Annotated in this window: 23 protein-coding genes; 5 read left to right on the top strand and 18 right to left on the bottom strand. The window is 45.0% G+C overall.

What is annotated here, in order from left to right:
- Positions 1-36: 36 nt before the first annotated feature.
- Genes L985_RS02050 through L985_RS02040 form a run of 3 tightly spaced genes read right to left on the bottom strand, consistent with a single transcriptional unit; the run spans position 37 to position 4,092 of the window.
- On the bottom strand, positions 37-1,893 hold the full coding sequence (locus L985_RS02050; RefSeq protein ID WP_047391677.1) for an ABC transporter ATP-binding protein: 1,857 nt from the start codon (positions 1,891-1,893) through the stop codon (positions 37-39).
- Complete coding sequence (locus tag L985_RS02045; protein ID WP_047391680.1) at positions 1,890-3,614, bottom strand: ABC transporter ATP-binding protein; 1,725 nt, start codon at positions 3,612-3,614, stop codon at positions 1,890-1,892. Before L985_RS02045 ends, L985_RS02050 begins: the two co-directional genes overlap by 4 nt.
- Positions 3,607-4,092, bottom strand: coding sequence for a MarR family winged helix-turn-helix transcriptional regulator (locus tag L985_RS02040; protein ID WP_047391683.1), 486 nt, complete (start codon positions 4,090-4,092; stop codon positions 3,607-3,609). Before L985_RS02040 ends, L985_RS02045 begins: the two co-directional genes overlap by 8 nt.
- Positions 4,093-4,247: 155 nt before the next feature.
- Here L985_RS02040 and L985_RS02035 point away from each other — a divergent pair, with 155 nt between their 5' ends.
- On the top strand, positions 4,248-4,589 hold the full coding sequence (locus tag L985_RS02035) for an ASCH domain-containing protein (protein WP_047391688.1): 342 nt from the start codon (positions 4,248-4,250) through the stop codon (positions 4,587-4,589).
- 46 nt (positions 4,590-4,635) lie between these two features.
- Here L985_RS02035 and L985_RS02030 read toward each other — a convergent pair whose 3' ends face one another.
- Complete coding sequence (locus L985_RS02030; protein ID WP_023466924.1) at positions 4,636-5,505, bottom strand: cation diffusion facilitator family transporter; 870 nt, start codon at positions 5,503-5,505, stop codon at positions 4,636-4,638.
- A 299-nt stretch (positions 5,506-5,804) separates the two neighbouring features.
- On the opposite strand from L985_RS02030, the gene L985_RS02025 reads away from it, so the two are divergent.
- Positions 5,805-6,128, top strand: coding sequence for a thioredoxin family protein (locus L985_RS02025; protein WP_023466923.1), 324 nt, complete (start codon positions 5,805-5,807; stop codon positions 6,126-6,128).
- A gap of 77 nt (positions 6,129-6,205) precedes the next feature.
- On the opposite strand, the gene L985_RS02020 is transcribed toward L985_RS02025, so the two are convergent.
- The 12 genes from L985_RS02020 to L985_RS01970 form a co-directional block, all read right to left on the bottom strand.
- The gene (locus L985_RS02020; RefSeq protein WP_023466922.1) at positions 6,206-6,385 is read right to left on the bottom strand and encodes a hypothetical protein; all 180 of its coding nucleotides are present in this window, start codon (positions 6,383-6,385) and stop codon (positions 6,206-6,208) included.
- Positions 6,386-6,554: 169 nt separating this feature from the next.
- On the bottom strand, positions 6,555-6,851 hold the full coding sequence (locus tag L985_RS02015) for an excalibur calcium-binding domain-containing protein (protein WP_047391694.1): 297 nt from the start codon (positions 6,849-6,851) through the stop codon (positions 6,555-6,557).
- A 114-nt stretch (positions 6,852-6,965) separates the two neighbouring features.
- Positions 6,966-7,820: an anti-sigma-V factor RsiV gene (locus L985_RS02010; RefSeq protein WP_047391697.1), complete on the bottom strand. Its 855-nt coding sequence runs from the start codon at positions 7,818-7,820 to the stop codon at positions 6,966-6,968.
- Entirely contained in the window at positions 7,804-8,307 is a 504-nt protein-coding gene (locus tag L985_RS02005) for an RNA polymerase sigma factor SigV (RefSeq protein WP_047392144.1), read from the bottom strand. Before L985_RS02005 ends, L985_RS02010 begins: the two co-directional genes overlap by 17 nt.
- Positions 8,308-8,431: 124 nt before the next feature.
- Entirely contained in the window at positions 8,432-8,581 is a 150-nt protein-coding gene (locus tag L985_RS16845; protein ID WP_158513330.1) for a DUF4519 domain-containing protein, read from the bottom strand.
- A gap of 30 nt (positions 8,582-8,611) precedes the next feature.
- A complete protein-coding gene (locus tag L985_RS02000) occupies positions 8,612-9,085 on the bottom strand; it encodes a hypothetical protein (protein ID WP_047391700.1) in 474 nt (157 codons plus the stop codon).
- Positions 9,086-9,244: 159 nt separating this feature from the next.
- Positions 9,245-11,602 (bottom strand): carbohydrate binding domain-containing protein, encoded by a 2,358-nt coding sequence (locus L985_RS01995; RefSeq protein WP_047391703.1) that lies wholly within the window; start codon positions 11,600-11,602, stop codon positions 9,245-9,247.
- 61 nt (positions 11,603-11,663) lie between these two features.
- Positions 11,664-13,010: a GH1 family beta-glucosidase gene (locus L985_RS01990; RefSeq protein WP_047391707.1), complete on the bottom strand. Its 1,347-nt coding sequence runs from the start codon at positions 13,008-13,010 to the stop codon at positions 11,664-11,666.
- 23 nt (positions 13,011-13,033) lie between these two features.
- Positions 13,034-13,957, bottom strand: a complete 924-nt coding sequence (locus L985_RS01985; protein WP_084642207.1) for a carbohydrate ABC transporter permease — start codon at positions 13,955-13,957, stop codon at positions 13,034-13,036.
- A gap of 3 nt (positions 13,958-13,960) precedes the next feature.
- Positions 13,961-14,857 (bottom strand): carbohydrate ABC transporter permease, encoded by an 897-nt coding sequence (locus tag L985_RS01980; protein ID WP_023466912.1) that lies wholly within the window; start codon positions 14,855-14,857, stop codon positions 13,961-13,963.
- Positions 14,858-14,917: 60 nt separating this feature from the next.
- Positions 14,918-16,225: an ABC transporter substrate-binding protein gene (locus L985_RS01975; protein ID WP_047391710.1), complete on the bottom strand. Its 1,308-nt coding sequence runs from the start codon at positions 16,223-16,225 to the stop codon at positions 14,918-14,920.
- 204 nt (positions 16,226-16,429) lie between these two features.
- A complete protein-coding gene (locus L985_RS01970; RefSeq protein WP_023466908.1) occupies positions 16,430-17,443 on the bottom strand; it encodes a LacI family DNA-binding transcriptional regulator in 1,014 nt (337 codons plus the stop codon).
- A 220-nt stretch (positions 17,444-17,663) separates the two neighbouring features.
- On the opposite strand from L985_RS01970, the gene L985_RS01965 reads away from it, so the two are divergent.
- A complete protein-coding gene (locus tag L985_RS01965) occupies positions 17,664-18,092 on the top strand; it encodes a VOC family protein (protein ID WP_047391714.1) in 429 nt (142 codons plus the stop codon).
- 55 nt (positions 18,093-18,147) lie between these two features.
- Here the strand turns inward: L985_RS01965 and L985_RS01960 are convergent, their stop codons facing one another.
- Positions 18,148-18,999, bottom strand: a complete 852-nt coding sequence (locus L985_RS01960) for a P-loop NTPase family protein (protein ID WP_047391720.1) — start codon at positions 18,997-18,999, stop codon at positions 18,148-18,150.
- A gap of 145 nt (positions 19,000-19,144) precedes the next feature.
- On the opposite strand from L985_RS01960, the gene L985_RS01955 reads away from it, so the two are divergent.
- Both L985_RS01955 and L985_RS01950 read left to right on the top strand, forming a co-directional pair.
- Positions 19,145-20,779 carry a DUF2075 domain-containing protein gene (locus tag L985_RS01955; protein WP_047391724.1) on the top strand — a complete coding sequence of 545 codons (1,635 nt, stop codon included), beginning with the start codon at positions 19,145-19,147 and terminating at the stop codon, positions 20,777-20,779.
- A complete protein-coding gene (locus tag L985_RS01950) occupies positions 20,776-21,075 on the top strand; it encodes a nucleotide pyrophosphohydrolase (RefSeq protein WP_047391727.1) in 300 nt (99 codons plus the stop codon). Before L985_RS01955 ends, L985_RS01950 begins: the two co-directional genes overlap by 4 nt.
- Positions 21,076-21,118: 43 nt before the next feature.
- Here the strand turns inward: L985_RS01950 and L985_RS01945 are convergent, their stop codons facing one another.
- Positions 21,119-23,452, bottom strand: a complete 2,334-nt coding sequence (locus L985_RS01945; RefSeq protein ID WP_047391730.1) for a hypothetical protein — start codon at positions 23,450-23,452, stop codon at positions 21,119-21,121.
- Positions 23,453-23,465 lie beyond the last annotated feature (13 nt).

The following is a 23,465-nucleotide window of genomic DNA, read 5'->3' as shown; positions in this document are numbered from 1 at the left end:
AAAGCAGCATCGTCTAAAAGACGACACTGCCCTAACTTAAACGACTTCCTTTTCAGAGAATTGACTGTTGTACAGATCCGCATAAAAACCATCTGCCTCGAGTAATTCTTCATGTGTGCCCTGCTCGATGACACGCCCTTGATTCATGACGAGAATCATATCGGCATCCTTGATTGTCGAGAGACGATGGGCAATGACGAAACTTGTCCGTCCTTCCATCAAGCGACGCATCGCTTGCTGGATGAAGACTTCCGTCCGTGTATCCACACTAGAGGTCGCTTCATCGAGAATCATGATCGGCGGATCGGCAAGAACGGCCCGCGCGATCGTTAACAACTGTTTCTGACCTTGCGAGATGTTCGAGGCTTCCTCGTTCAAGACGGTATCATACCCGTCCGGCAACGTTCGGATGAAGTGATCGGCGTGTGCTGTTTTGGCTGCCGCGATGATTTCCTCCTCGGTTGCTCCACTTTTACCGTAAGCAAGGTTATCTCGGATCGTACCGTTGAAGAGCCACGTATCTTGTAAGACCATACCGAACGTCGTCCGTAAGTCTTCGCGTGACATCTCGCGGGTATCGATACCGTCAATCCGGATCGTTCCCCCGTTCAACTCATAAAAGCGCATTAATAGATTGATCATCGTCGTCTTACCGGCACCCGTCGGTCCAACGATTGCGACCGTTTGTCCCGGTGCGACATCGATGTTCATGTCCTCGATCAAGAGATCATTTCCGTAACCAAAATCAACATGTTCGAACGCGACCGCCCCTTCAGCTTGCGCGAGACGGTGTGTCGTCACTTCCTTGATCTCTTCTTCTTCGTCCAGTAATTCAAAGACACGTTCCGCTGCTGCGACCGTCGATTGGACGATGTTCGCGATGTTCGCCGTTTGTGTGATCGGTTGCGTGAACTGCCGTGTATAGGTGATGAACGCTTGAATATCCCCGATCGAGATCGCCCGTTGCGTAACGAGAATCCCGCCGACGATACTGATCAGGACGTAACTGATATTCCCGATGAACATCATCATCGGCATGATGATCCCGGAGATGAACTGTGCTTTACGTCCTGCTTCATACAACTCTTCGTTGACGGCATCAAACTGCTCGACCGCTTTACGTTCATGTCCGAACGCCTTGACGACCGAGTGTCCGGTATACATCTCTTCGACGTGTCCGTTCAATTGTCCAAGTGTCCGCTGTTGATCGGCAAAGTATTTTTGGGATCGTTTCAAAATCGGACGGATCGCAAAAATTGAGACCGGCAACGAGACGAGTGAAATCAGTGTTAACAGCGGACTAATCGTCAACATCATGATCAGAATCCCGACGATTGTCACGATTGAGGTGATGAATGATGTCACACTTTGTTGCAACGTACTCCCAATCGTATCGATATCATTCGTCACACGGCTGAGTGTCTCCCCGTTCGGACGACCATCGTAGTATTTCAACGGCAGGCGTTCGAGTTTATGATTAACGTCCTCGCGTAAATCATAGACCGTTTTTTGAGCGATACCTGACATCAAATACTGTTGCAAGTAATTGAACAGACTACTGATGATATACAGTCCAGCGAGCCAGAGCAGGATCTGTCCGATTTTCGTGAAGTCGATTGCCGCTCCCGGCACACCTTGGAACTTCGCATATGCCCCTTCAAACAATTCCGTGATCGCTGTTCCCATGATTTTCGGACCGGCAATCATGAAGACCGTACTGAGGATAGCTGCAAGGAAAACACCAACGAGTGCCGTCCGACGCGGACGCAGATACCGAAGCAGACGACGGAACGTTGCTTTGAAATCCTTTGGTTTTTCTCCGAGCATCATCATATTTCCGCCACCGGGACCACCAGGCGGAGGACCGCCGGCAGGTCGTTTTTTCTCACTCATGCGATTTCCTCCTCTGATAGTTGTGACTTAACGATTTCCTGATAGACGGCATTGTCAGCAAACAATTCATCATGCGTCCCGATTCCAGCGACTTTCCCTTCATCTAGGACGATGATTTGATCGGCATCAATGACGGTGCTAACACGCTGAGCGACGATCAAGACGGTTGCCTCGCGTGTTTCTTCCCGCAAAGCTTTCCGAAGTGCCGCATCAGTCTTGAAATCGAGCGCTGAAAAACTGTCATCAAAGACATATAAATCTGGTCGACGAACGAGGGCCCGAGCAATCGACAACCGTTGTTTTTGTCCACCGGAGACGTTTGATCCGCCTTGTTCGATCCGCGCATCGTAACCGTCCGGCATCCGTTCGATGAAATCGGTCGCTTGCGCGATTTGCGCTGCATGCGCGACCTCTTCGTCTGTCGCATCTTCTTTCCCAAAGCGAATGTTTTCTGCGATTGTACCCGTGAACAGTAACGCCTTTTGGGGAACGAAGCCGATTTTCGACCGCAGTTCCTCTTGCGGTACTTCCTGGCTATCGACACCGTTGACGCGGATGCTCCCTTCCGTCACGTCATAAAAACGAGGAATCAAATTGACGAGCGTTGATTTACCGGAACCCGTTCCACCAATTACAGCCGTCACTTCACCTGGTCGTGCCGCAAAGCTGATGTCGGATAAGACAGGTGTCTCAGCACCTGGATAACGGAACGTGACACGATCAAAGACGAGCGTTCCTTTTTCACGGTTAGCTGTTTGTGTACCTTCATCTGTCATCGTTGGTGTCATCTCGAGAACTTCATTGATCCGTTTCGCCGAGACAGCTGCTCGCGGAATCATTACGAACATGACAGACGCCATGACGAGCGCGAACATGATTTGCATGACGTACTGAATGAATGCCATCAAGTCCCCAATCTGCATACCACCATTATCGATCCGGATGCCCCCGAACCAAATGACACCGACGACCGTCAAGTTCATGACGAGCATCATCACTGGCATCAAGAACGCCATGATTTTATTGACCTTGATCGAGACTTCTGTCAAATCTGCGTTTGCTTTCGTTAATCGAACCTGTTCATCGCGTTCCCGGTTAAAGGCACGGATGACACGAATCCCGGTCAGGTTTTCCCGCAGGACGAGGTTCAAGCGATCAAGTCGTTTTTGGACCTTCCCGAACAACGGAACCCCTTTCCACAGAATCAATAGAATCGAAATCACAAGTACCGGCATCGCTGCGACAATGACAAGCGAAAGTTTGGCGTCTTTTGAAACGGCCATGATCAATCCACCGATGAACATGATCGGGGCACTGACGACCATCCGTAACATCATGATGACGACTTGTTGGACTTGCGTGATATCGTTCGTCGTCCGGGTAATCAGTGACGCCGTTCCGACTTGGTCAAACTCTTGCAGGGAAAACCGTTCGACATGATTGAAGACTTGACGGCGAATATCCCGCCCGAGTCCCATCGATGCCTTCGACGAATAATAACTAGCGGCAACTGCGGCTAACGCCCCGATACCGGTAATTCCGAGCATGACGGCACCAATCTTCCAAATGTAGGCGGTATCGCCGGTGACGACCCCTTTGTCAATGATGTCTGCCATCAGTGTTGGCAAATAGAGATCAGACATCGACTGTGCGAAAACCAAGACGAGTACCGCGAGTACTGCCCATTTATACACCGTCAACCGTTTGAGTAACTTAATCATCCGAGCATCCTCCTTTCATTTCTGGCTGTAAGATACGTCCGATGCCTTCCGCAATCTGAGCATGCGTCGCAAGCATCTGGTCGAACACCTCTTGATCAATCGTCTCAAGGACCTGTTCGAGTTGACGTTGCATCCCCTTCTCTTGTTCTTGAATCTCCGTCACGAATTGTTGTCCCTGATCACTGAGCGATAGGACGACTTCTCGTCGATTCTCAGGATTCGTCTCCCGAATGACCCAACCGGACTGCACTAAACCTTCGATCGACTGACTCAATGTGCTCTTTGGTAAATGCGTATGTGTCGCCAGCGCTTTTTGCGAGATCGGTCCACGTGGCGCAATCGTCATCAAGCTATGAAATTGCGGTAAACTGAGTCCGTTTTCCTGTGCCGTCTGGTGTGCTGCTCGGACGAGATGCCGTTGCACGTTCCAAAACGACTGCATCATTGCCGTTGAACGAACTGTTTCCGTTTGCTCCATCCTGTTTCGCCTCCTTGTTCCATTTCAAATCGTTCCAAAAGGAACAATTACTTATATGAATTAAATTACGCCGATTATTTCTAGTTGTCAACGAAAAGGCAATGTGAAAAATCACATAGTTTTGCTATGCTTTTGTAGAGAAGGAGTGGAGACAGATGAGACATGAGATGGGGTTATACGAAGTACCGTTTCGTTCGATCGAACAACGGCTGAAAACGGTCGAAATTCGACTCAATGATCCGAAACGTCAACAAGTACAAGTCGGTGATCAGATTCAGTTCACGCATACGGAAACGAGTGAGACACTACTCGTCCACGTGACAAAACGGGAGACATTTCAAGATTTTCAAGCACTGTATGAACACGTATCACGAGAATCCATCGACTGTGTCGGTTGGTCGCTCGACGAACTCGTGACGTCAACCTATGCGATCTATTCACCGGAAGCCGAGCAACAGTACGGGGCACTGGCTCTGACGATCGCATTAGAACCATAAAAAAAACGTCTTTTCTACAGTCAGCGTAGAAAAGACGTTTTTGAATTCATTCGGGTTCGACGTGAACATGGATATCATAGACACCGTATTCTTCCGTCAGTGTATCCTCAACACGTGTCGCAATATCGTGTGCCTGATGGATGTTCAAAGTTGAGTTGACGAGGATGACGACATCAACGACTTCATTGTTGCCGTAATTACGTCCTTTGATTGATTTGATGCCTTTGACACCTTCGAGATCGAAAATGACATCTTCATACATCTTCAGCTTCTTCTCATCGAAGCCATCCGTCAGTTCGTGTGACGCTTCCGTAAAGATGTCCCACGCTGTCTTACAGATCAAGAAGCCGACGATGATCGCGGTCACGACATCGAGCCATGGCATGCCGAACTGTGATCCGACGATCCCGATCGTCGTCCCGACACTGACCCAAGCATCGGATAGATTATCTTTCGCCGCTGCCATGACGGCTTTGCTTTCAATCTCCTCGGATAACTTCTTATTGTAGCGGTAGACGAAGTACATCACGAGGGCTGAACCGATTCCGACGTATGCCGCGAGGATATCAGGTGACTCCTGTTTGCCTTCGAACAATGTCGAGATTGTATCGATCAAGACTTGAAGACCGACTGCCATCATGATGAAGGAAGCTACGAGCGAGGCAATCGTCTCACTTTTCCAGTGTCCGTATTTGTGATCGTCATCTGCCGGACGTTGCGAAATCCGTAAGCCGATCAAGACGGCGATCGACGCAATAATGTCGGTCGCGTTGTTCAAACCGTCCGCCCGGAGTGCGGCAGAATCTGCTGTATAACCAATGATTAATTTTAAAGATGATAACAAGATATAGGCTGCGATACTGATCATCGCACCGCGTTCACCGCGTTTTAGATTATCGTATTTTTGTTGTTCCATTCTCGTCGCCCCCACTTTCTCTGCGATTAGCAAACCTCATCGTACCAGTCGGAAATCGAGTGGGTCTAGAGAAATCATTTTGTTTCTAACTAGGTAATTAACAAAAACGCAATAATGTTTCCCTATACCAAACCGAATTTAATTAAGTTATGTGGCTCTTTTAAAGAAAATCGGTAGCATTATCTTAAAGAGCAACCAACTTTTTTGACTTGTCAGACTCTTTGACGAACATAATTCGTGCAAGTTCTGAAGGGAATCGGTAGACTAAAGGTACAACACCAAGAGGAGGAGTTCTCACAATGGCAGAATTCATTAAGAGTGAAGAAACATTCAAGGAATTGATTTCAAGTGATGCACCGGTCATCATCAAGTTCGAAGCAGACTGGTGCCCCGACTGCAAACGGATGGATTACTTCATGCCGGACGTCGAGTCACAATTCGACCACTTACCAATCCACACGATCGACAAGGATGAGTTCCCTGAAATCGCATCGAACCATGATGTCATGGGAATCCCAAGCTTGCTCGTCTTCAAAAACAATGAAAAACTGGCGCATTTGCACAGTGCAAATGCTAAAACACCAGAAGAAGTTACAGCGTTCCTAAAGCAAAACTTCAACTAAGCAAAAATAACCTGACGCCACAGCGTCAGGTTATTTTTTATGTATCGATCTGATTTAGGGTGCTACTTCAATCCGTCTCAACTTTTCTTAAAAAAGATACGGGTGAACAGATTCGTAATCGTTCCAGCTATAGCTGCTTCGATCAGGGCGACGACTACAATCGCTAAAATATCCTGCATACCTAGTGATCCTAAGAAATTAATAAGGTTCAAAATAAAAAATAGAATGAAAAAAATTAGATAATCTCGTTTTCGCATCGTAGTCCTCCTACTCAACACGTATTTGTCGTCTTTCGTCGCTACAACACTACCATACATAATACTTTCTAAGGATTACATAATTGAAAGGAACAACCAACATCTACAAAAAACAACATCTACAAAAAAGTAGTCTTTCTCCCGCTCGAGAAAGACTACTTTTGCTTATTTAACGTTCACACGCGATGCCGTCTTTATCCCGGTCGCTTTTCGTGTTTAAGTTATACGTCGCAAGGCTCACGTATGCTTTGTACTTTGTTGCTTTGTAAATCGGTTTTCCATTCTTGTCATACCCGGTCCGATTCTTCAGTCCCGCTTTTTTCGCGACGCCGCCTTTATACTTCTTTTGCATTTCCGTACAGTTTTTAAAGGCTTTTGCTTTCGTTGCCGCTTCACCGGCTGCTGGAACATGGATCAAGGCGAGACTGACGACACCCGCGAGTACGAGCCGACTCCATTTTTTCATAGGGATTCCTCCTTTTTTCAAAAAACAACGATTCGTCTTTTGATTATAAGAGGTCATTTTTAGAAATTGTTTCCTTTTTTCATTTTTACGTCAATGTTTTTTAAAATCTGACGATCAACGAATATAGGTCGAACTGACGAGGTCATCTTTTAAGATCGATGTCGGGATCTTAAATTCAACGATGCCCATATATCCTGGAGCGATGCTGTATTCATCAAACGACAGGACTAATTTGTGGTCTGCCGTAATATAGAAGTTTTGCTTCGCTGAAATGTGCTTGAACTGCTCGTCCTCTGGCACATCTGATGTTCCTTCGACAAAGTAGACCTTTCCTTCATCTGCTTTCATTTGACAACGCATCTCTTCTTTTAGATAATCACTGATCGTCGTGATATATCCGTCATCCTTGAACAAGGATGGTAACGTCAGGATAAGCTGTTGCTTCTTATCGATCGTATCGTACTGGACGCTTTCCGCTGCACTTGCCCGTGTTTCAGTGACAGTCCGCCCGATCGACAACAAGTCGTCCGTATCCGTCTTGACGTCGTAGCGGCTATCGACGGCAAATGCCCCTTCCTGTCCGTTCGTCTCCTGTTTGAACTTTTCGTAGAGCGCTTGTCCTTCCGCGATATACTTTTCGTTCAATTGTTGCTCGAGTGCCTTGTCCGGTAACGTCACTTGAGGAGCTTTAATATCAGCCGACTGCTGTGTCTTCGTCTCTTTCCAGTCAATCGTCACGATCTCAGTCAGTTGACCGAAGACTGGCACCTTCGCCATAGCGTCCGCAAACGACGCATTACTATTTAATCCGCCAACGAATAACGTGATGGCGGCGGCTGTAATCAATACGGATCGCTTCGTCCGCGAAGGACGCGTCCGGTGCTCGAATCGGGCAATCATTTCATCGAGTTCTTTTGGAACCGGTGGTTGTTGGTATGCCTGTTTCAGATCATCAAGTTTGTTCGACATCTAAATCATCTCCATTCAATTTCATTTTCAGTAAGGTCAATCCTTTATACAGCCGGGACTTGGTCGTACTTAAATTCAGCTCTAAAATCGTCGCGACGTCTTTTAAGATCAAGTCCTCGAAATAGTGTAAGATGACGACTTCCCGGTACATGACCGGTAGCTCCTCAAGCGCCTGTCGTAAATCGGAATCCGGGTATGTATCTTCTTTCGTCGCGACGAGTTCGATCAGTCGATCCGTGTCGTAACTGATACTATGCTGACGCTTCCGGATTGCATCAATCGCTGTTCGTGTCAAAATCTGATAGAACCAGGCTTTCATCCGTTCCTCATCCTCGAGTCGATCAAGCGACTGTAACGCTTTTTGGATGCTGTCCTGAATGACATCCAGACTATCCTGTTCATTTTTCATATAACTGTAGGCTAACCAGTAGAGATTCGGTTTGTATTGCTTTAAAAAACGGACGAATGCTTTTTCCCGTTTTCTCATTTGGCGAGAGGTCATAGGCCGCGGCTCCTTTTTTCGATATCGTTCTGTGTATACATCATTAAGACGGGCGAGTCGAGAAAAAAGTTGACGACACAACAAAAAAAGGTGACGCAAGGTCACCTTTTCATGGAGCAGACTTCATTAAGATAAGGATGATCAATAGAAACGGAACGATGAACAGCAATGGGATGACGACGATCGTGACGCATCCCACATCGATTTTTCGTTGTTTTCGGCGTTCACGTTTCCCCGTCCGTTCTTCACGCTCATTCACGGGACTCAACATACAACTCACCTTTTCTACTTAATAATGCAAATGCCGTGATGTATCATTCCAGACCTTTACGTGGAGCGTGATCAAGGCAATACCGTACAGGACACTCATGTATAACGAAAACTCACCAAACAGGACATCCGTCCAGGCATTTAGTCCAAACAATGGGACGACAAAGACGAAATAGAACACGAACTGAACACTTGCCAGTCCATCAAACCAAATCGTCTCAGAAAACGCGCCTTCAAGTAACGAAACGCCGTAAATGAATAACGCCGCAACGAGACCAATCCGGATATACCAGACTATAAGTCGAAGCGCTTTATCTTCTTTGATATAGAATAGCGACCCGACTAAACCGACAAGCCAGACGACGGAGGCGATGCTTTGCCAGCCGTTAATCGTGCCGTCCGGATGGAGCATGGCGGACCATCCATTGATACCGATCATGCCAAGTAAACCTACGATGAAGATGAGCCGATACGGTATGTACCTCTGACGCATGACGTTTCCTCCTCTGAAAACGAATAGATGTCACTTCTACGTTGTATATTCCATATGATGGGTTTTATTCCTTTTTCATCACGAAAAATAGTTCGGCTTTTTTGTTTAAGCTGATGACACAACAACAAGGTAATGGACGCGTCCATTACCTTGCCTTAGTCATTCCTTCACTTTAAGATTCACATCATCAATCGTCACGTCATGCGCGGCGAATGGCGAACCTTCCGCGCGTCCCATTAAGAACTTCAACGCACCTGTATCGGCTTGTCCCGTCGTGAAGGTGTAGCTGTACGTCTTCGGCGTTGTCGTGATCGGCTCGACTTGACTGAAGTAACGCGTGTAGGAAGCATTTTCGACTGTCACTTCGATTGGACGCGGTACGGTCGACGATGCAGTGAAACTCAATTCATATGTTTTGTCTTTCGCGAGCGACAAGTTCCCTTGCTCGAGCAAGACACTCCATGGTTCTTGTCCTTCCGCTCCGATTTGAATGCGTGCTGCTTCATTGACAGCTTCGATAGCGGCTTGCGCATCATAGTGGACGTATGACGACCACGACGTCAATCCGTTTGTGAACGAACCGTTCTTCAGTGGTGACGGATCGACCGGCACTGGTGTCACATCAATCAACTCCACATAATCGAGCGAGATTTTTCCGGCTTGTCCACTGAAGTCAAACACAAGCTGGTTGTCGTCTGCCGTTTGTGTAGCTGTGAACGGAATGTCAACAGTCGTTGCTTGTTTCGTCAACGGTACAGTCGTCTGTTTCAATTGCTCTTGTGCCCCAGTGATTTTCACCTGAAGTGATTTCGCTTTTTTCGCACCTGCCGTGAATCGAAGCTGATACGCATGCCCAGCTTCCAGTTGAAGCCCCTTTTGTGTTAAGTGCGCCGTCGTTTTTTGACCATGCCCTTCATAACGGAAATCACGTGACTCGGGATCAACAGACCCTGTCGTCTGCTTGCTACCGTTGAAGTGCCAATACGTCAAACGATCCATCGCCCCTTGATCGAACGTCCCGTTATAGACGAGGTTCCCGTCCGGGAGTGCCGGTTTTGTTGCATCTTCATCGATGACACCGCGTGGAATCTGCTCGACACGGACGTTCCCGATCTGAACGTTGGCTTTCTCAAGTCCGAGGTTGAACTCCAGACGCGCTGCGAGGTCCGTCTCTGCCGCCATATCGAACGTGAACGTATGCCGTTTGACGCTTGGTGTCAGAGCAATCGACTGTTCATTCGAATATTTCGTGTAGCCACGCTCTGCTCCGCCGCCGACTTTGACCATCATCTTCCGGTCTGCTGCGCTGCTCGCGTCAAAGCTGACTTGGTAACGCCCACCTTGCGCAAGGGATACGTTTTGAATCAGTTGATGAGAATACGTTTGTGAACCTGGCTGATCAATCGTGACGTCTGCCATCCGTTGCCCCTCTTTTTCGATGATCGCAAGACTTCCCTTGCCACCAAAGTCTGGGAGCGTGACGTAGTTCCAGTACAGCGGATCAAACGACTGATTCCCGGTGATCATCGTGACCGGTTTTTCAAAGGCTGCATCATAGACGAGATTGCCCTCGATCGGTTGTTTGGCTCCGTCCGGTAACGTCACGTTTTCGTAGGTCGGTTCGACCGGTTCACGGTACGCTCGGTTTTTTAAATCATAGACCCGGACGTAGTCGACTTCCATCTCGGCTGGGAACTTCGTCGTCGCATCGACTTCTCCGTCAAACCAACCGCCAACCGCGAGGTTCATGACGAGATAGAAGTTTTGGTCGAACGGTGCCGGATAACTATAGTTCGTTGCTGCGTTCAAACCTTTGCTGTACCAATCGTTTTGTGTTTGATAGAGGTTACCGTCGACATACCAGCGGAGTTCACCCGGCTCCCATTCGACTGCGTACGTATGCCATTGATCGATCCGTTGTCCGTCTGGGAAGTGATAATCTTTCCCCGTATATTTATTGTTTGGCCAGTTTTCCCCGTAGTGAATCGTTCCGGCGACCTTGTCCGGCTGACTGCCCCAAGCTTCCATCACATCAATCTCACCGGACGCTGCCCACGCCCCGTACTTATCTTGCTCCGGTAACATCCAGAACGCCGGCCAAAGCCCTTTTCCGGTCGGGAGCTTCGCTTTGATTTCATAACGACCGTACGTCTTACTGAACAATCCTTTCGTCTTCAGCTTCGCCGACGTGTAATCGTATGTACCGAGATCATCCGTCGTCTTTTCCCGCTTCGCTTTGATGACGAGTTTCCCGTTACGAATAAACGAGTTGTCCTGCTTCGTCGTATAGTATTGTTTTTCGTTGTTGCCCCAACCCGGTGAGACAGGTTGGCCGTTCGCATCCTTAATCCAGTTCCCCGTATCATAGGTCCATTTCGTCCGGTCGAGTTGTTTTGCCTGAAACTCATCCGACCAGACGAGCTTCCACTTCGTTTCTTTTTTGTCTGCCTTTGCGTCGACCGCTTGACCACTCAGCAATAAACCGGTCCCGACCGCCAGTGCTACCCATGTCTTCATGTCTGTTTCCTCCTCTTAGTCAAAAAGAGGCAAGGACGAATGTTCGACCTTGCCTCCTTTGTCACGCTTCTTGCGGAATCGTTGCCTTATGTTGCTCGATGACGCCCGCATACCAGTGGGCGCTGTCTTTCCAAATCCGTTCTTGTGTCTCGAAATCGACGTAGAGAATCCCGAAGCGCTTATCGTAGCCGAAGCTCCACTCGAAGTTGTCGAGCAGTGACCAAAGATAATAGCCTTGGATATTCATCCCTTCTTCGTTTAAATCAGACACGGCTTGGAGGTGCTGTGCGACGTAATCGATCCGGTTCTGGTCAGCGACGCGACCATCGACTAATTCATCGTCGAATGCCGCACCGTTTTCCGTGATGTAGATCGGTAAATCCGTATACTCGGCACGCAAACGACGAATCAAGTCCTTGAATTCGCTCGGGGCGATATCCCAGCCCATGCCTGTCTTGTCATAATCCGAGTACGCATCCTTCTGCAGGAAGTCGTTCGCAGCACTGAACTCGACGAGGTTGCGGCTATAGAAGTTGATCCCGAAGAAATCACATGGAACGGAGATCGTCTCCATGTCGCCTTCCTGGATGAAGGCGTACGAATGGACGTATTTCGAGAAAAGGTTCATCATGTCGACCGGATACTGACCTTTGAAGACTGGGTCGAGGAACCACCGATTCGCGTATCCGTCCGCGTTGTTCATCGCCAGCTGATCGTTGACGGAATCCGTCTTCGCATACTTCGGTGCCAAGTTCAACGTGATACCGATCGGTGTGACCGATTTGAACTCACCCTTCAACAATTCGACTGCTTTTCCGTGTGATAACAACAAGTGGTGCACGGCACGAACGGCTTCGTTCATATCCGTATGACCCGGTGCATGTTGCCCAAGATGGTAGCTGAGGAACCCGGCACACCATGGTTCATTGTGTGTGATCCACGAGTCGACGATCCCGTCGAGCTCCGCAAAACAAGCACGGGCGAAGTCGAGGAACCAGTCGACCGATGCCCGGTTGACCCAGCCGCCTTCTTCATGTGCCCAAAGTGGTAAGTCCCAGTGGTACAACGTCACGGCTGGCTTGATACCTTCAGCCCGCAGACGTGTTGCGAGTTTCTTGTAGAACGCCATGCCTTCCGGATTGTAGACCCCTTTTTGCGGGAAGATGCGTGGCCAGGCAATCGAGAAGCGGTACGTGTCGACGCCAAGACGTTTAATGTGCTGGATATCCTCTTCATAACGGTGGTAATGGTCACAAGCGACATCGCCGTTATGTTTTTCGAAGACTTTTCCGTCCTCATCACAGAAGGCATCCCAGATTGAAGGCGTACGTCCGCCTTCGTTGTGGGCTCCTTCGATCTGATACGACGACGTCGCCGTTCCGAATACGAAGTTCGGTGCAAATTTCATATGTGTAATCTCCTTTAAGCTACTTATTCTTTAACGGCACCTGCCGAGATACTGCTGACGATATATTTCGAGAGGAACAAGAAGGCGATCATGATCGGTACGACGGAAATCGCGATTCCGAGATAGAGCGAGCCTAAGTTCTCCGCGACTTGTGATCCTTTCAAGAAGCCCATCAAGACCGGGAGCGTATACTTCTCTGGGGAGAAGAGTAAGACAAGCGGCATGATGTAGTTGTTCCATGAACCGATGAACGTAAAGATCGACATCGTCGCGATCGCCGGCATCATCATCGGCAAAGCGATCGTATGGAAGATCCGGAACTCATTCGCCCCGTCCATCCGTGCTGCCTCGATCAGACTCGGATGCAAGACCGTCTGGACATATTGCCGGACGAAGAAGACCGTGAACGGACTCGCGATCGCCGGAACGATCAAGGGGATATAACTATCGAGCAACCCGAGATTTTTACTTAATTCGTAGAACCCGATCAAACCGAGTTGACCTGGAACCATCATCATGACGAGCATGAAGACGAACATCGCGTTCTTCCCTTTGAACTGATAAAAAGCGAATCCGAATGCTGTCAACGCCGAGAAATACCCCGATAAGACGGTGACGAGGACGGCGATGATCAAGCTGTTTTTAAAACCGGACCAGATGTTGACGTACGAACTGAGGGCGGCGTAGTTCTCAGCAAGCGAGTTCCCAGGAATCAACGAGAACCCGGACAAGACTTCTTCGTTCGAGCGCGTCGCGTTGATGATCATCATCAAAAATGGGATGATACAGGCGATCGTTAAGACGACGAGACCAATATAGATGACACTTTTGCCGAACCAGGCTTTCTTTTGTTTCGGTGGTGGTGTCAACTTGAGCGGGCGTTCAGAACGCTCCGGTTGTTCCTCCGTTTGTGGCACGATCCGACGTGCTTCTGCATTTCGTTCCATCGGTCAGGCTCCTTTCGGCGAACGTTCTTTTCGGAACATCCCTTTGAAGACGATGATTGAAAAGACGAGCGTGATGGCAAACAGTCCGTATGCGACAGCAGCGGCGTAGCCATAGTTGTTGTATTTGAAAGCTTGGTTATAGAGATAGAGCACCATCGTGTTCAAGGCACCGTCTGGCGCACCGACACCATCCGTGATCAACATCGGTAGGTCGAACAATTGCAGACCACCGATCAACGACGTGATCATAATGTAGAGCAAAATCGGTTTTAAGAGTGGCAACGTGATGCGTGAGAAGATCTGCCAACGTGTCGCCCCATCAATCAAGGCTGCTTCGAAGTAGTCCTTCGAGATCCCGGATACGCCCGCCATGACGACGATGAACGAGTGACCGAGCCACATCCATGTCAGGATGAGCGAGACGGAAATTTGTGCTGTCACCGGTTGCGTCAACCAGTTGATCGGCTCCGAGATGATTCCGATTTTCATCAACATCATGTTCAGTGAACCATGCTGCCAGTCGAGCAAGATGCCGAATAATAAGGCGACCGAGCTGATCGTGATCAAGTTCGGTAAGTAGAACGTCGCCCGGAAGAAGGCAAGTCCTTTTAATTTCAATTGGAGATCCGAGAACAACAAGGCGAGTAGTAAAGCGCCGCCAATCTGAAGGATGAAGTTCAGACCCCAAATCTTCAGAGTGTTAAAGAACGCTTCGATGAAGTACGTATCCCCGAGTAACCGCGTATAGTTCGCGAGTCCGACGAGTTGTTCGCCTTCAGCGCCCGTGTAGTTCGTGAAGCTGTAATAGAAAGTCAAGGCAACCGGATAGATGCTGAAGATCAAGAAGACGATCCAAAACGGTGCGATGAACAGATACCCATGGCGATCGAGTTTTTTCACAGGTCAAACCCCTTTCTTAAACAAGAAGAGGTGAGGCGAGGATCGCCCCACCTACTCTCCTTATTCCGGTACTTTCACGTCCGGATACGCGTTTTTGACTTTTTTGTAAAACTCAGCAAGTGCTTCGTCTTTTGATTTTTTACCTTGGACATATTCCATGACCGATGCACCGTATAATGTATCGAGCTGTTGGTCATACTTCGTGACGATCCCTGGAGTAATCTTATCTGCTTGATCAAGGAAGAACTCATAGTTGTTCTGTCCGCCGAGGAACTCATCTTTGAAGTCTGTCTTGATCTTTTCTGTAACTGGTTTGTACGCTAACACGTCACCTGTTTCTTTTGCCCAGTCCGTTAAGAACGCTTCGTCTTGCGTCATCATCTTGACGAAATCATACGCAAGTTTTTGTTTCTTCGAATCTTTGTAGACACCTAACCACGTACCACCCCAGAAGTATGGGCTTGGTCCGCTTGTGACCGCCCAGTCACCCGCTGATTTTTTCGCGTTTTCTTTGAGAACACTGTGAAGACCCCATGTCGGGAGGACGTAAGAGAAGACTTCTGTTTCAGTCTCTTTACCGTTTTCTTTGACTTTGACTGGTTTATCCATGCCTGCGAACCATGATGGTGACCATTCTGGTGCAAGTGCCGTATATTGTTTCGTCCGAAGTTCTTTTGCGTAATCCATGTAATCCTTCTTGTCTTGTGTCAAGACGAGCTCTTGCTTATCGTTGACCCAAGGTTGTGGGTCGTTCCCTTGTGCGAACCAACGGATTGATCCTTCATCCGGGAACATCTTGTAGCCTTTGCTCTTCATTTTTTCAGCGACTTCGAAGACGCCGTCCATCGAGTCCATCATGCCGCCGATTTCTTTTGGATCATCTGTGCCGAGAACTTTTTTCGCGATGCTACGTTTGTAGTAGACGCCACCTGGTGTCGTTTGCCATGAGAGTGCACGCACGTTGCCGTCCTTATCTTTCCCCATGTCATAGACGTACGGGATGTAGTCATCTTTGACTTCTCCTGCGTTGAATGGTTTTTCAGAGAGGTTCTCCCAGTAGCCTGCATCAACCCACTGTTTGAGGAACGCAATCTCACCTGTGAAGATATCTGGTGCTCCGACGCCACTCTCAAGTGCTGGTTTCAACTTCGTCGGGTAGTCGGCGATCGGTACGATCGTCAATTCGACTTTGACTCCGTTTTTCTCTTCGAACTTTTTGATTGGCTCTTTTAACTCATCCGTGAACGACCAGATTTTCAAGACTTCTTTCCCGCCGCTCGTCTTTTCTTCGCTGCTTCCTGTACATCCAGCAAGGACGCTTGCTGTTAACGCACCGACTGTTAACACGCTAACTAACTGTTTCTTCATCTCATCTCATCCTTTTGTTAAGTATTCCGCTTATAGGTAAGCGGTTTCAATTTGTTATCCAAAAATACCGAAAGCGCTTTCGAAAAGGCTTTAAAGAAAATTCCCGAAAGCCCTTTCGGAAAAAGTGATAAAAAATGATTTCGAAATCGCTCTCGCTTTTTCTCACTGACAACGAGCGAGAGCGATTCCGAAACAACCATTGTGTTATTCAGGTACTGGACCTGTCGATTGACGAACCATTAAGTTGACCGGGATGACGTCACGTGTCGTGACCCGTTTTTTGTTGACGATTTGTTCAATCAAGACTGATGCTGCATGCTGACCGATCGTTTCCGTATCTTGTCGGACCGTCGTCAACTTCGGTGTGATGTACTGCGCCATGTAAATATCATCGTACCCAACGACTGAGATGTCTTCTGGAATCCGTAAACCGGCTTCATGAATCGCCTCAATCGCACCGATTGCCATTTCATCCCCAGCAACAAAGACGGCTGTCGGTCGATCAGGTAGTGCTAGCAACTCGTTCATTGCCCGCTTGCCTTCTTCTCCGGAAAAGAATCCGCCATTGACGAGATAGCCGTCTGGAATCGGCAAATCAAGTTGTTCCATTGCTTGCTGATAGCCTTCAATCCGCGCTCTTCCGGCATCTGTCGTTGTATCCCCTGCAATGTGGGCGATCAGACGATGACCGAGTTCGTGCAAATGATTGATGGCAAGTGTGCCCCCGGTAATGTTATCCGAGTAGACGACACTACAATCGGCACTATCCATGTCGACGACGACGATTGGAATCGTACTTTGAATCAACTCCTGGACGTGCTGGTCCATCTGATCGGAGCAGATGACGACGATGCCGTCGACTGCCCGGTGTCGGAAATGCTCGAGGTAACTCATATCGCGATTGCGTAAGTTCCGCGATGCGAAGATGAGGTCATACCCTTGTTGTTCTGTTGCTTTTCGGAAACTCTCAATGATCGCGTTGAAGAACGGATGCATCATTCCGACGCCATGTGCTTCCGAGAACATGACACCGATCGTCCACGAACGTTTCGTCGAGAGCGACTGGGCGTGCGCGTTCGGTAAGTATCCCATCTCGGCTGCTGCTTGGACGATTTTTGCTTTCGTCTTTTCGCTGACATCCGAATAATTATTTAAGGCTTTTGAGACCGTTGTAATCGAAAAACCGGTCATCTTCGCTAAATCATAAATTGTTCCCATGCTACTCACTCCATTTCACCGAAAGCGCTTTCGATAAATTTAGTATACGAAGTCTCTCTGGAAGTTGCAACCTATTTTTTAATGAAAAATCAGATAAATTGAAAACGTTATCATTTATACTGGATTCAATACAAAAAGAAATCGATTTTTCTTTTAACACGAACAAATGTTTGGTATAATTTTAAAAAACACTTCGCCTTTTTTAGAGAGGAGCTTTCCCATGCCAATCAATCCGTATCTTGTCTTCAACGGCAACACGCGCGAGGCAATCATGTTCTATGCACAGGTTTTCGGTCAAGAACTACCGGACATCATGGAGTTCGGACCAGGTCCCGGTCCTGATGGTCAGCCCTATCCAGAAGAGATGCAGTCGCTTGTTCTACATGCTGAACTGATCGTTCATGGTACCCGCTTAATGTTCTCAGACGCAATGCCACATGATCCGGTCACGATCGGTCAGAATGTTACCTTGGCGCTCCACTTATCTGACGTGGATCTGTTACAGAAGACATTTGATCAACTCGCAAAAGACGGTAACGTCATCATGCCGATCCAAAAGACATTCTGGAGTGAAGCATACGGAATCGTCGAAGATACGTTTGGTGTCCAGTGGCAAGTCAATCATGTAGAGAGTGAAGTAGCGGTGTAACCTCACATTTTATATTTACTAAACGGCGATTCCGTGACTTGGAATCGCCTTTTAGTTAGCTCTCGCTTAAAGAAGTCGAACGCACAGTTGACTGAATCAACTGCTTTAACCAGACTTGTCTTGCTTCTACTGAAAAATCTTCATTTCCGAATACCTCTACTCTAAACGGAAGCATTTCTAACAACTGACGCTCCAGTGCTTTTCGCGCCTGTAAAATCGCAATTGTTCCTTCCACTCCTGATAACGAGCGATTCACACCATATGCTTGCTCTGTGTAATAGGCTACGAATCCGTCCGCCCATTCTGTCGGACGCTCGTTTAATGCTTTACGGAAGCTTCGTTCTACATCTGGTTGATCGACATAGACGAGAACGGGTTGCAATGGCGCGATGATCGTCGCTAAGCGATTAATATACGCTCGTAACGTCGCTTCCGGTAGATCGTATTTGATGAGCCCCATCGTCAACGGATTTTGCAAGAAACAGCACTCAAAAACATATGTTGTATCCGTCGTTAACGCTTGAGCGACGAACGTTTCCCACTTTTTAACGATCAATGACTGATATAACTCGAACGGTAGTTCATAGATATCGCGTGCTTGCAGAAATACAAGTGTTGCTTTAGGAACATCCTGTTTCGACTGCCACTGACGATACGATATTAGCACGTAGTCATTGAACACCTCAGTAAATCGTAAGACATCGAGTGAAGCATACTTGCTTTGAAAATCCGTCCATTCATTCATCGTTAAGTAAGCGACACTCTCATAATCTGCAGGATGGTTGAGATCTCCTTCGATATGAAGACGTGTATTGATTTGTTCCTTTTGCAATAGACGAGTTAATGCTTCAGCTGTCGTTGTTTTGCCTGAGCCTGGGAGTCCTTCAACTATAAATAATTTTGTCATTAGTCCTTTTCCTCCTGACTAAATAGCATGTTAAAAATTCATACACTATATCCATTACAATTTATAGTATTATTCAGTTATATAAATTACATTATATTACATGCGAGTCAAATCATTTATTATTACCTTGAGAGGATCTCATACAGTGAAAAATCTCTATTTCGAGAAACGCAAATTTACTTATAGTGACGTAATCAATACACAGTTGGATTTTATAGACGATTATCCGATCGTTTACCTATTGTATAATTCAACTAAAGAACAAGCATATGTGGGGCAAACGGTTCAAAAAAATCAAAGATTAAAATCCCATTTAAAAGATTCTCGACGTAAACAACTTGATCAAACAATTTTAATTGGACACGAGCAGTTTAACCAATCGGCCACTTATAACATAGAGTCTAATTTGATCAACTTTCTGATTGCTGACGGCAATTATAAGTTGCAGAACGTCAGTCAAACAGCCTCTCGCTATACTCATAATTATTATCAAAAGTCCTTTTTTAATGAGACGGTCTTCGAAAACATTTGGCAACAATTGCGTGAAGAAAGCATTGCTAAAGGAACACTTGAACACCTACGCAATAAAGATGTTTATAAACTTTCTCCATATCGTGAATTGTCTGAGCAACAACTCGAAGTAAAACAAGCAATACTAGAATACTGCAAAATAAACATTACACAACCAGGACATCATGTATTTATTGTTGAAGGAGATGCCGGGACAGGAAAAAGTGTTTTACTTAGTTCTTTATTCAATACAATCCAGGACTTGTCGAAAGATACTAGTTCTGCTCTTTACCAGACAGACAATTATTTTCTCGTCAATCATAGTGAAATGCTAAAAACGTATAAATCGATCGCAGGAAGCTTACCGAATTTAAAGAAGAAACAATTCCAAAAACCTACACCATTCATAAACACATTAAGTAATCAAAACATGATGGTAGACATTGTACTAATTGATGAAGCACACCTACTCTTAACAAAAGAAGATACGTATAACAACTTTCATCAAAAAAATCAGCTGAACGAAATCATCACACGTAGTAAAGTCACCATTCTAATTTTTGATCCTAAACAAGTATTAAAAATCAAGAGCCACTGGGGACGTACTACTCTTCAGGAAATTGTCGGTCCCTTCGTAACGAAAACGTTACGATTATCCAAGCAATTTCGAATGCAAGCTAGTAAAAAAACATTACATTGGATCAATCGTTTTGTAGAACGAGAAATTCTACCACTACCATCAGACTCTAACTATGACTTTCAAATCTTCGAAGATCCCGAAGCATTTAAACAAGCAATTTTTCAAAAAGATCAAAAATATGGGCTTTCAAGAATGGTATCAACCTTTGATTATCTTCATAAAAAAGATGGTGCTGACTATTACGTAGACGAGGATGGCATCAATCTTCCCTGGAATCGTAGTTACTCAAATATAACGTGGGCAGAACAACCCGAAACAATAAATGAAGTTGGATCAATTTATACAATTCAAGGATTTGATTTAAATTACGTAGGTGTTGTGCTTGGTCCTTCCATTCAATATGACGAAGAGACTCAGCAGCTAATCATTGATCCTACACAGTATAAGGATAAAGGCGCCTTTGTTTCGCGCCAGGACTTAAGTAAAACAGAAAATGAACAAGCCAAAGAAGATATCATTTTAAATTCATTAAATGTTTTGATGAAGCGAGGCGTAAAAGGACTTTATCTTTATGCTACGAATCTGCAATTGCGAAAACGTCTATTACAACTAAAGGAGAATGACTCATGAATGAAATTGCATCTTTAATAAAAAAAATCGATGACTTTCGGGATGAGCGGAATTGGAGACAATACCATAATGCTAAAGATTTAGCGATTTCTTTATCAATCGAAGCGTCTGAATTACTAGAGGCTTTTCAGTGGAAGACAAGTGAAGAAGCTTGGGAAGAGAACAAAGAGAATATTAAAGAAGAGATTGCTGATGTATTAATTTATGCGCTAACGTTATGTAGTGAGTTGAATATAAATGCTGAAGAAATTATACTTGATAAAATAAAGAAAAATGGTCAAAAATATACTATATAAAAGAGAATGAAGTTCCCAATTACATTAGGAACTTCATTGTCTTTTATAAGAGTGTTATGTTATCCATTTTTACCGTCTTCCATTCTTCCCCGTCATATCGCTTAAATAATTCTCCCGCAATTTGATAACTGCGTTCAAATCCAATACTACCAATATTAAAAAAAGGCTTTTCAAATTGATCCAATCGCCAAATAATTTTCTTTTCTTCTCGAATTGGCATTTGGCGTTCTTCTAATAGTTCAACTAATAATTTTCTCTCAATTGGTTTTGAAAACCCTAATATCGCATATAAAAAATATAGATACTCAGTTTCATCAAAGTTTAATATTGTCACATGATGATCTGATTGATTTAAAAATCGTAACACCATCCGATATTGCTCAAGTAGTAGTGGAACAAGTCTCTCACTATCTTTATGACGTCCAGATAATATCAATTTAGTGAGCGTTGACCCTTTTAAGCGATTAGGTAGACGTAATGCAGGAAATGTAGGAATAGAAAATACAGTCGTATAAATTCCTGATAGTAAAAAGAAACGTTTTACTTTTTGATCAAAATTTAATCTAGTGCTTGACCCAGCTCTCCCTTTTTCATAAATAGCGGCTGTATTACTAGTAAATTCAATTCCATTAAATTTCTGTTGATAGTAATCTGAAGGAACTAGTACGCCATCATCCAAAAAATTGATCTCTTGATTTTTATTTAACGGAAAATTCCCTCCCCATATTACCACTCGTGCATTCTTAACTGTATAAGGGAAAAAATGAGGTGCTGGGTATTCATTTCTATCGTATATATTCGGAACTAACTCACTCCATAAATAAGAAAGTTCTTCATTAATGTCATATACTTTATCTTCTTCATATTTGGAATTCCAATGTTCAATCGAAAAAGTCCATACACTTTCATTTTGAATAAAATAAGGATATTTATATAAAATTGTTTTAATTGTCTTAGGTGAAAAAGGGTATTCTTTTTGTGTCATTTCAACAAGCTCTGCAATCGTACATCCTTTTTCAGACTTTGATAAATAATTTACTAGTAACGAACGCGCACTTATATGGTCATTTCCATATGAAATATCTTTAATTTTATCTAAACGTTCAGCTTCTAACTTATCTTCTAAAGTATATGGCTCAATTAAAAGATTAGCTTCACCTTTTTTTAGCCCATTAAAAATTAATTTTTGTCCCGGCTTAACTCGATAATCAAAGAGTAAGTCTCCAAAGCTATTGCTACCTGCTTGATTTTTATTGTTTACTTTTAAAATCAAAGACGTTTCGTTTACTCTAACTTTTAGCGTTTGATCAATGAAATAATCTAGCAATTGTGGCGGAACATGAAACAACGATTTTTTCCGTTCTAAAGTAGACAAACGAATCGTAAATGACCTGTTTTTAACGCGTTTTCTTACTGAAAGCTCTTCGTTTACATCTGTACTTTCTTTTTCATTCTCTTTCTTAAATGACAAACCTTTTGTTGTATCTTTTCCCTGCTGCTTATGATTATTAAAATCTTCGACTTCAGGAGACGAGTCATCAAACATGAATGTATTATTAGCAATAACGATGTTGGGTTCTTCTTTTAAAACACGACATAAACCTTCATAATATGCCGAAAATATATTTTCATAAGGTTGTTTTTTAAAATATTTTTGAATAATTTCTCGGATCTTCATGTGTGTCTCTCTATTACGTTTTAAGTATTCAATAATTACACCTTGATGATTTTTTATTTCATTTAAGATTTCTTCTGAAGCCGCTACATTATATTCTAAAGGAGGATTTTCATAATCGTTCAATTTGATTCTACGGTAGGTTACTTTAAAACGCGAATCAACTTTCGGAAAGAATAGTACGTTGGATTCATTTATTCCGTAATGCGATTTTACTAGTTTAATCACATCGAAAATTGGAATATCTATCAATTTATTATTAAACATGTAGCGATGAACTAAATCGTTAAGTAGTTGCCATTCACTTAAGATAATATATTGAGCGTCTTTATTTCCAATTTTACCGTTTAGTACAATGAATCTTGAGTCACGATAGACAGAAGCTATTTTTTTTTGAAGTTCTGGAGTTAATAGTATAGGTTCACGATTTTTTCGTAAGTTTCTCTCTATATCATCAAATTTTGTTAATTGATTATTCCATCTTTTAATTAGTCCATCTTCTAATACAATAGATGGATTTTTTGCATTTAATGCTACATTCACTTGATATTCTGCATCCTTCTTTGAACAGCCTCTTCCCGAATCCCAGATCATCATTAAATATTCGATCATTCGATCAAAAGTTAAAACATTTGTATGCAATGAGTTAAAAGCAAGTTGAATATAGCTAATATTAGAAGAGATGACTCCTGAAGAATTCATGTTTATCCTCGCT

This window comes from Exiguobacterium sp. ZWU0009 (genome assembly GCF_000798935.2).
GTDB classification, from domain to species: Bacteria; Bacillota; Bacilli; order Exiguobacteriales; family Exiguobacteriaceae; genus Exiguobacterium_A; species Exiguobacterium_A acetylicum.
Note: the sequence above shows the minus strand (reverse complement) of the source record. Positions and strands in the feature narration are given on the sequence as shown.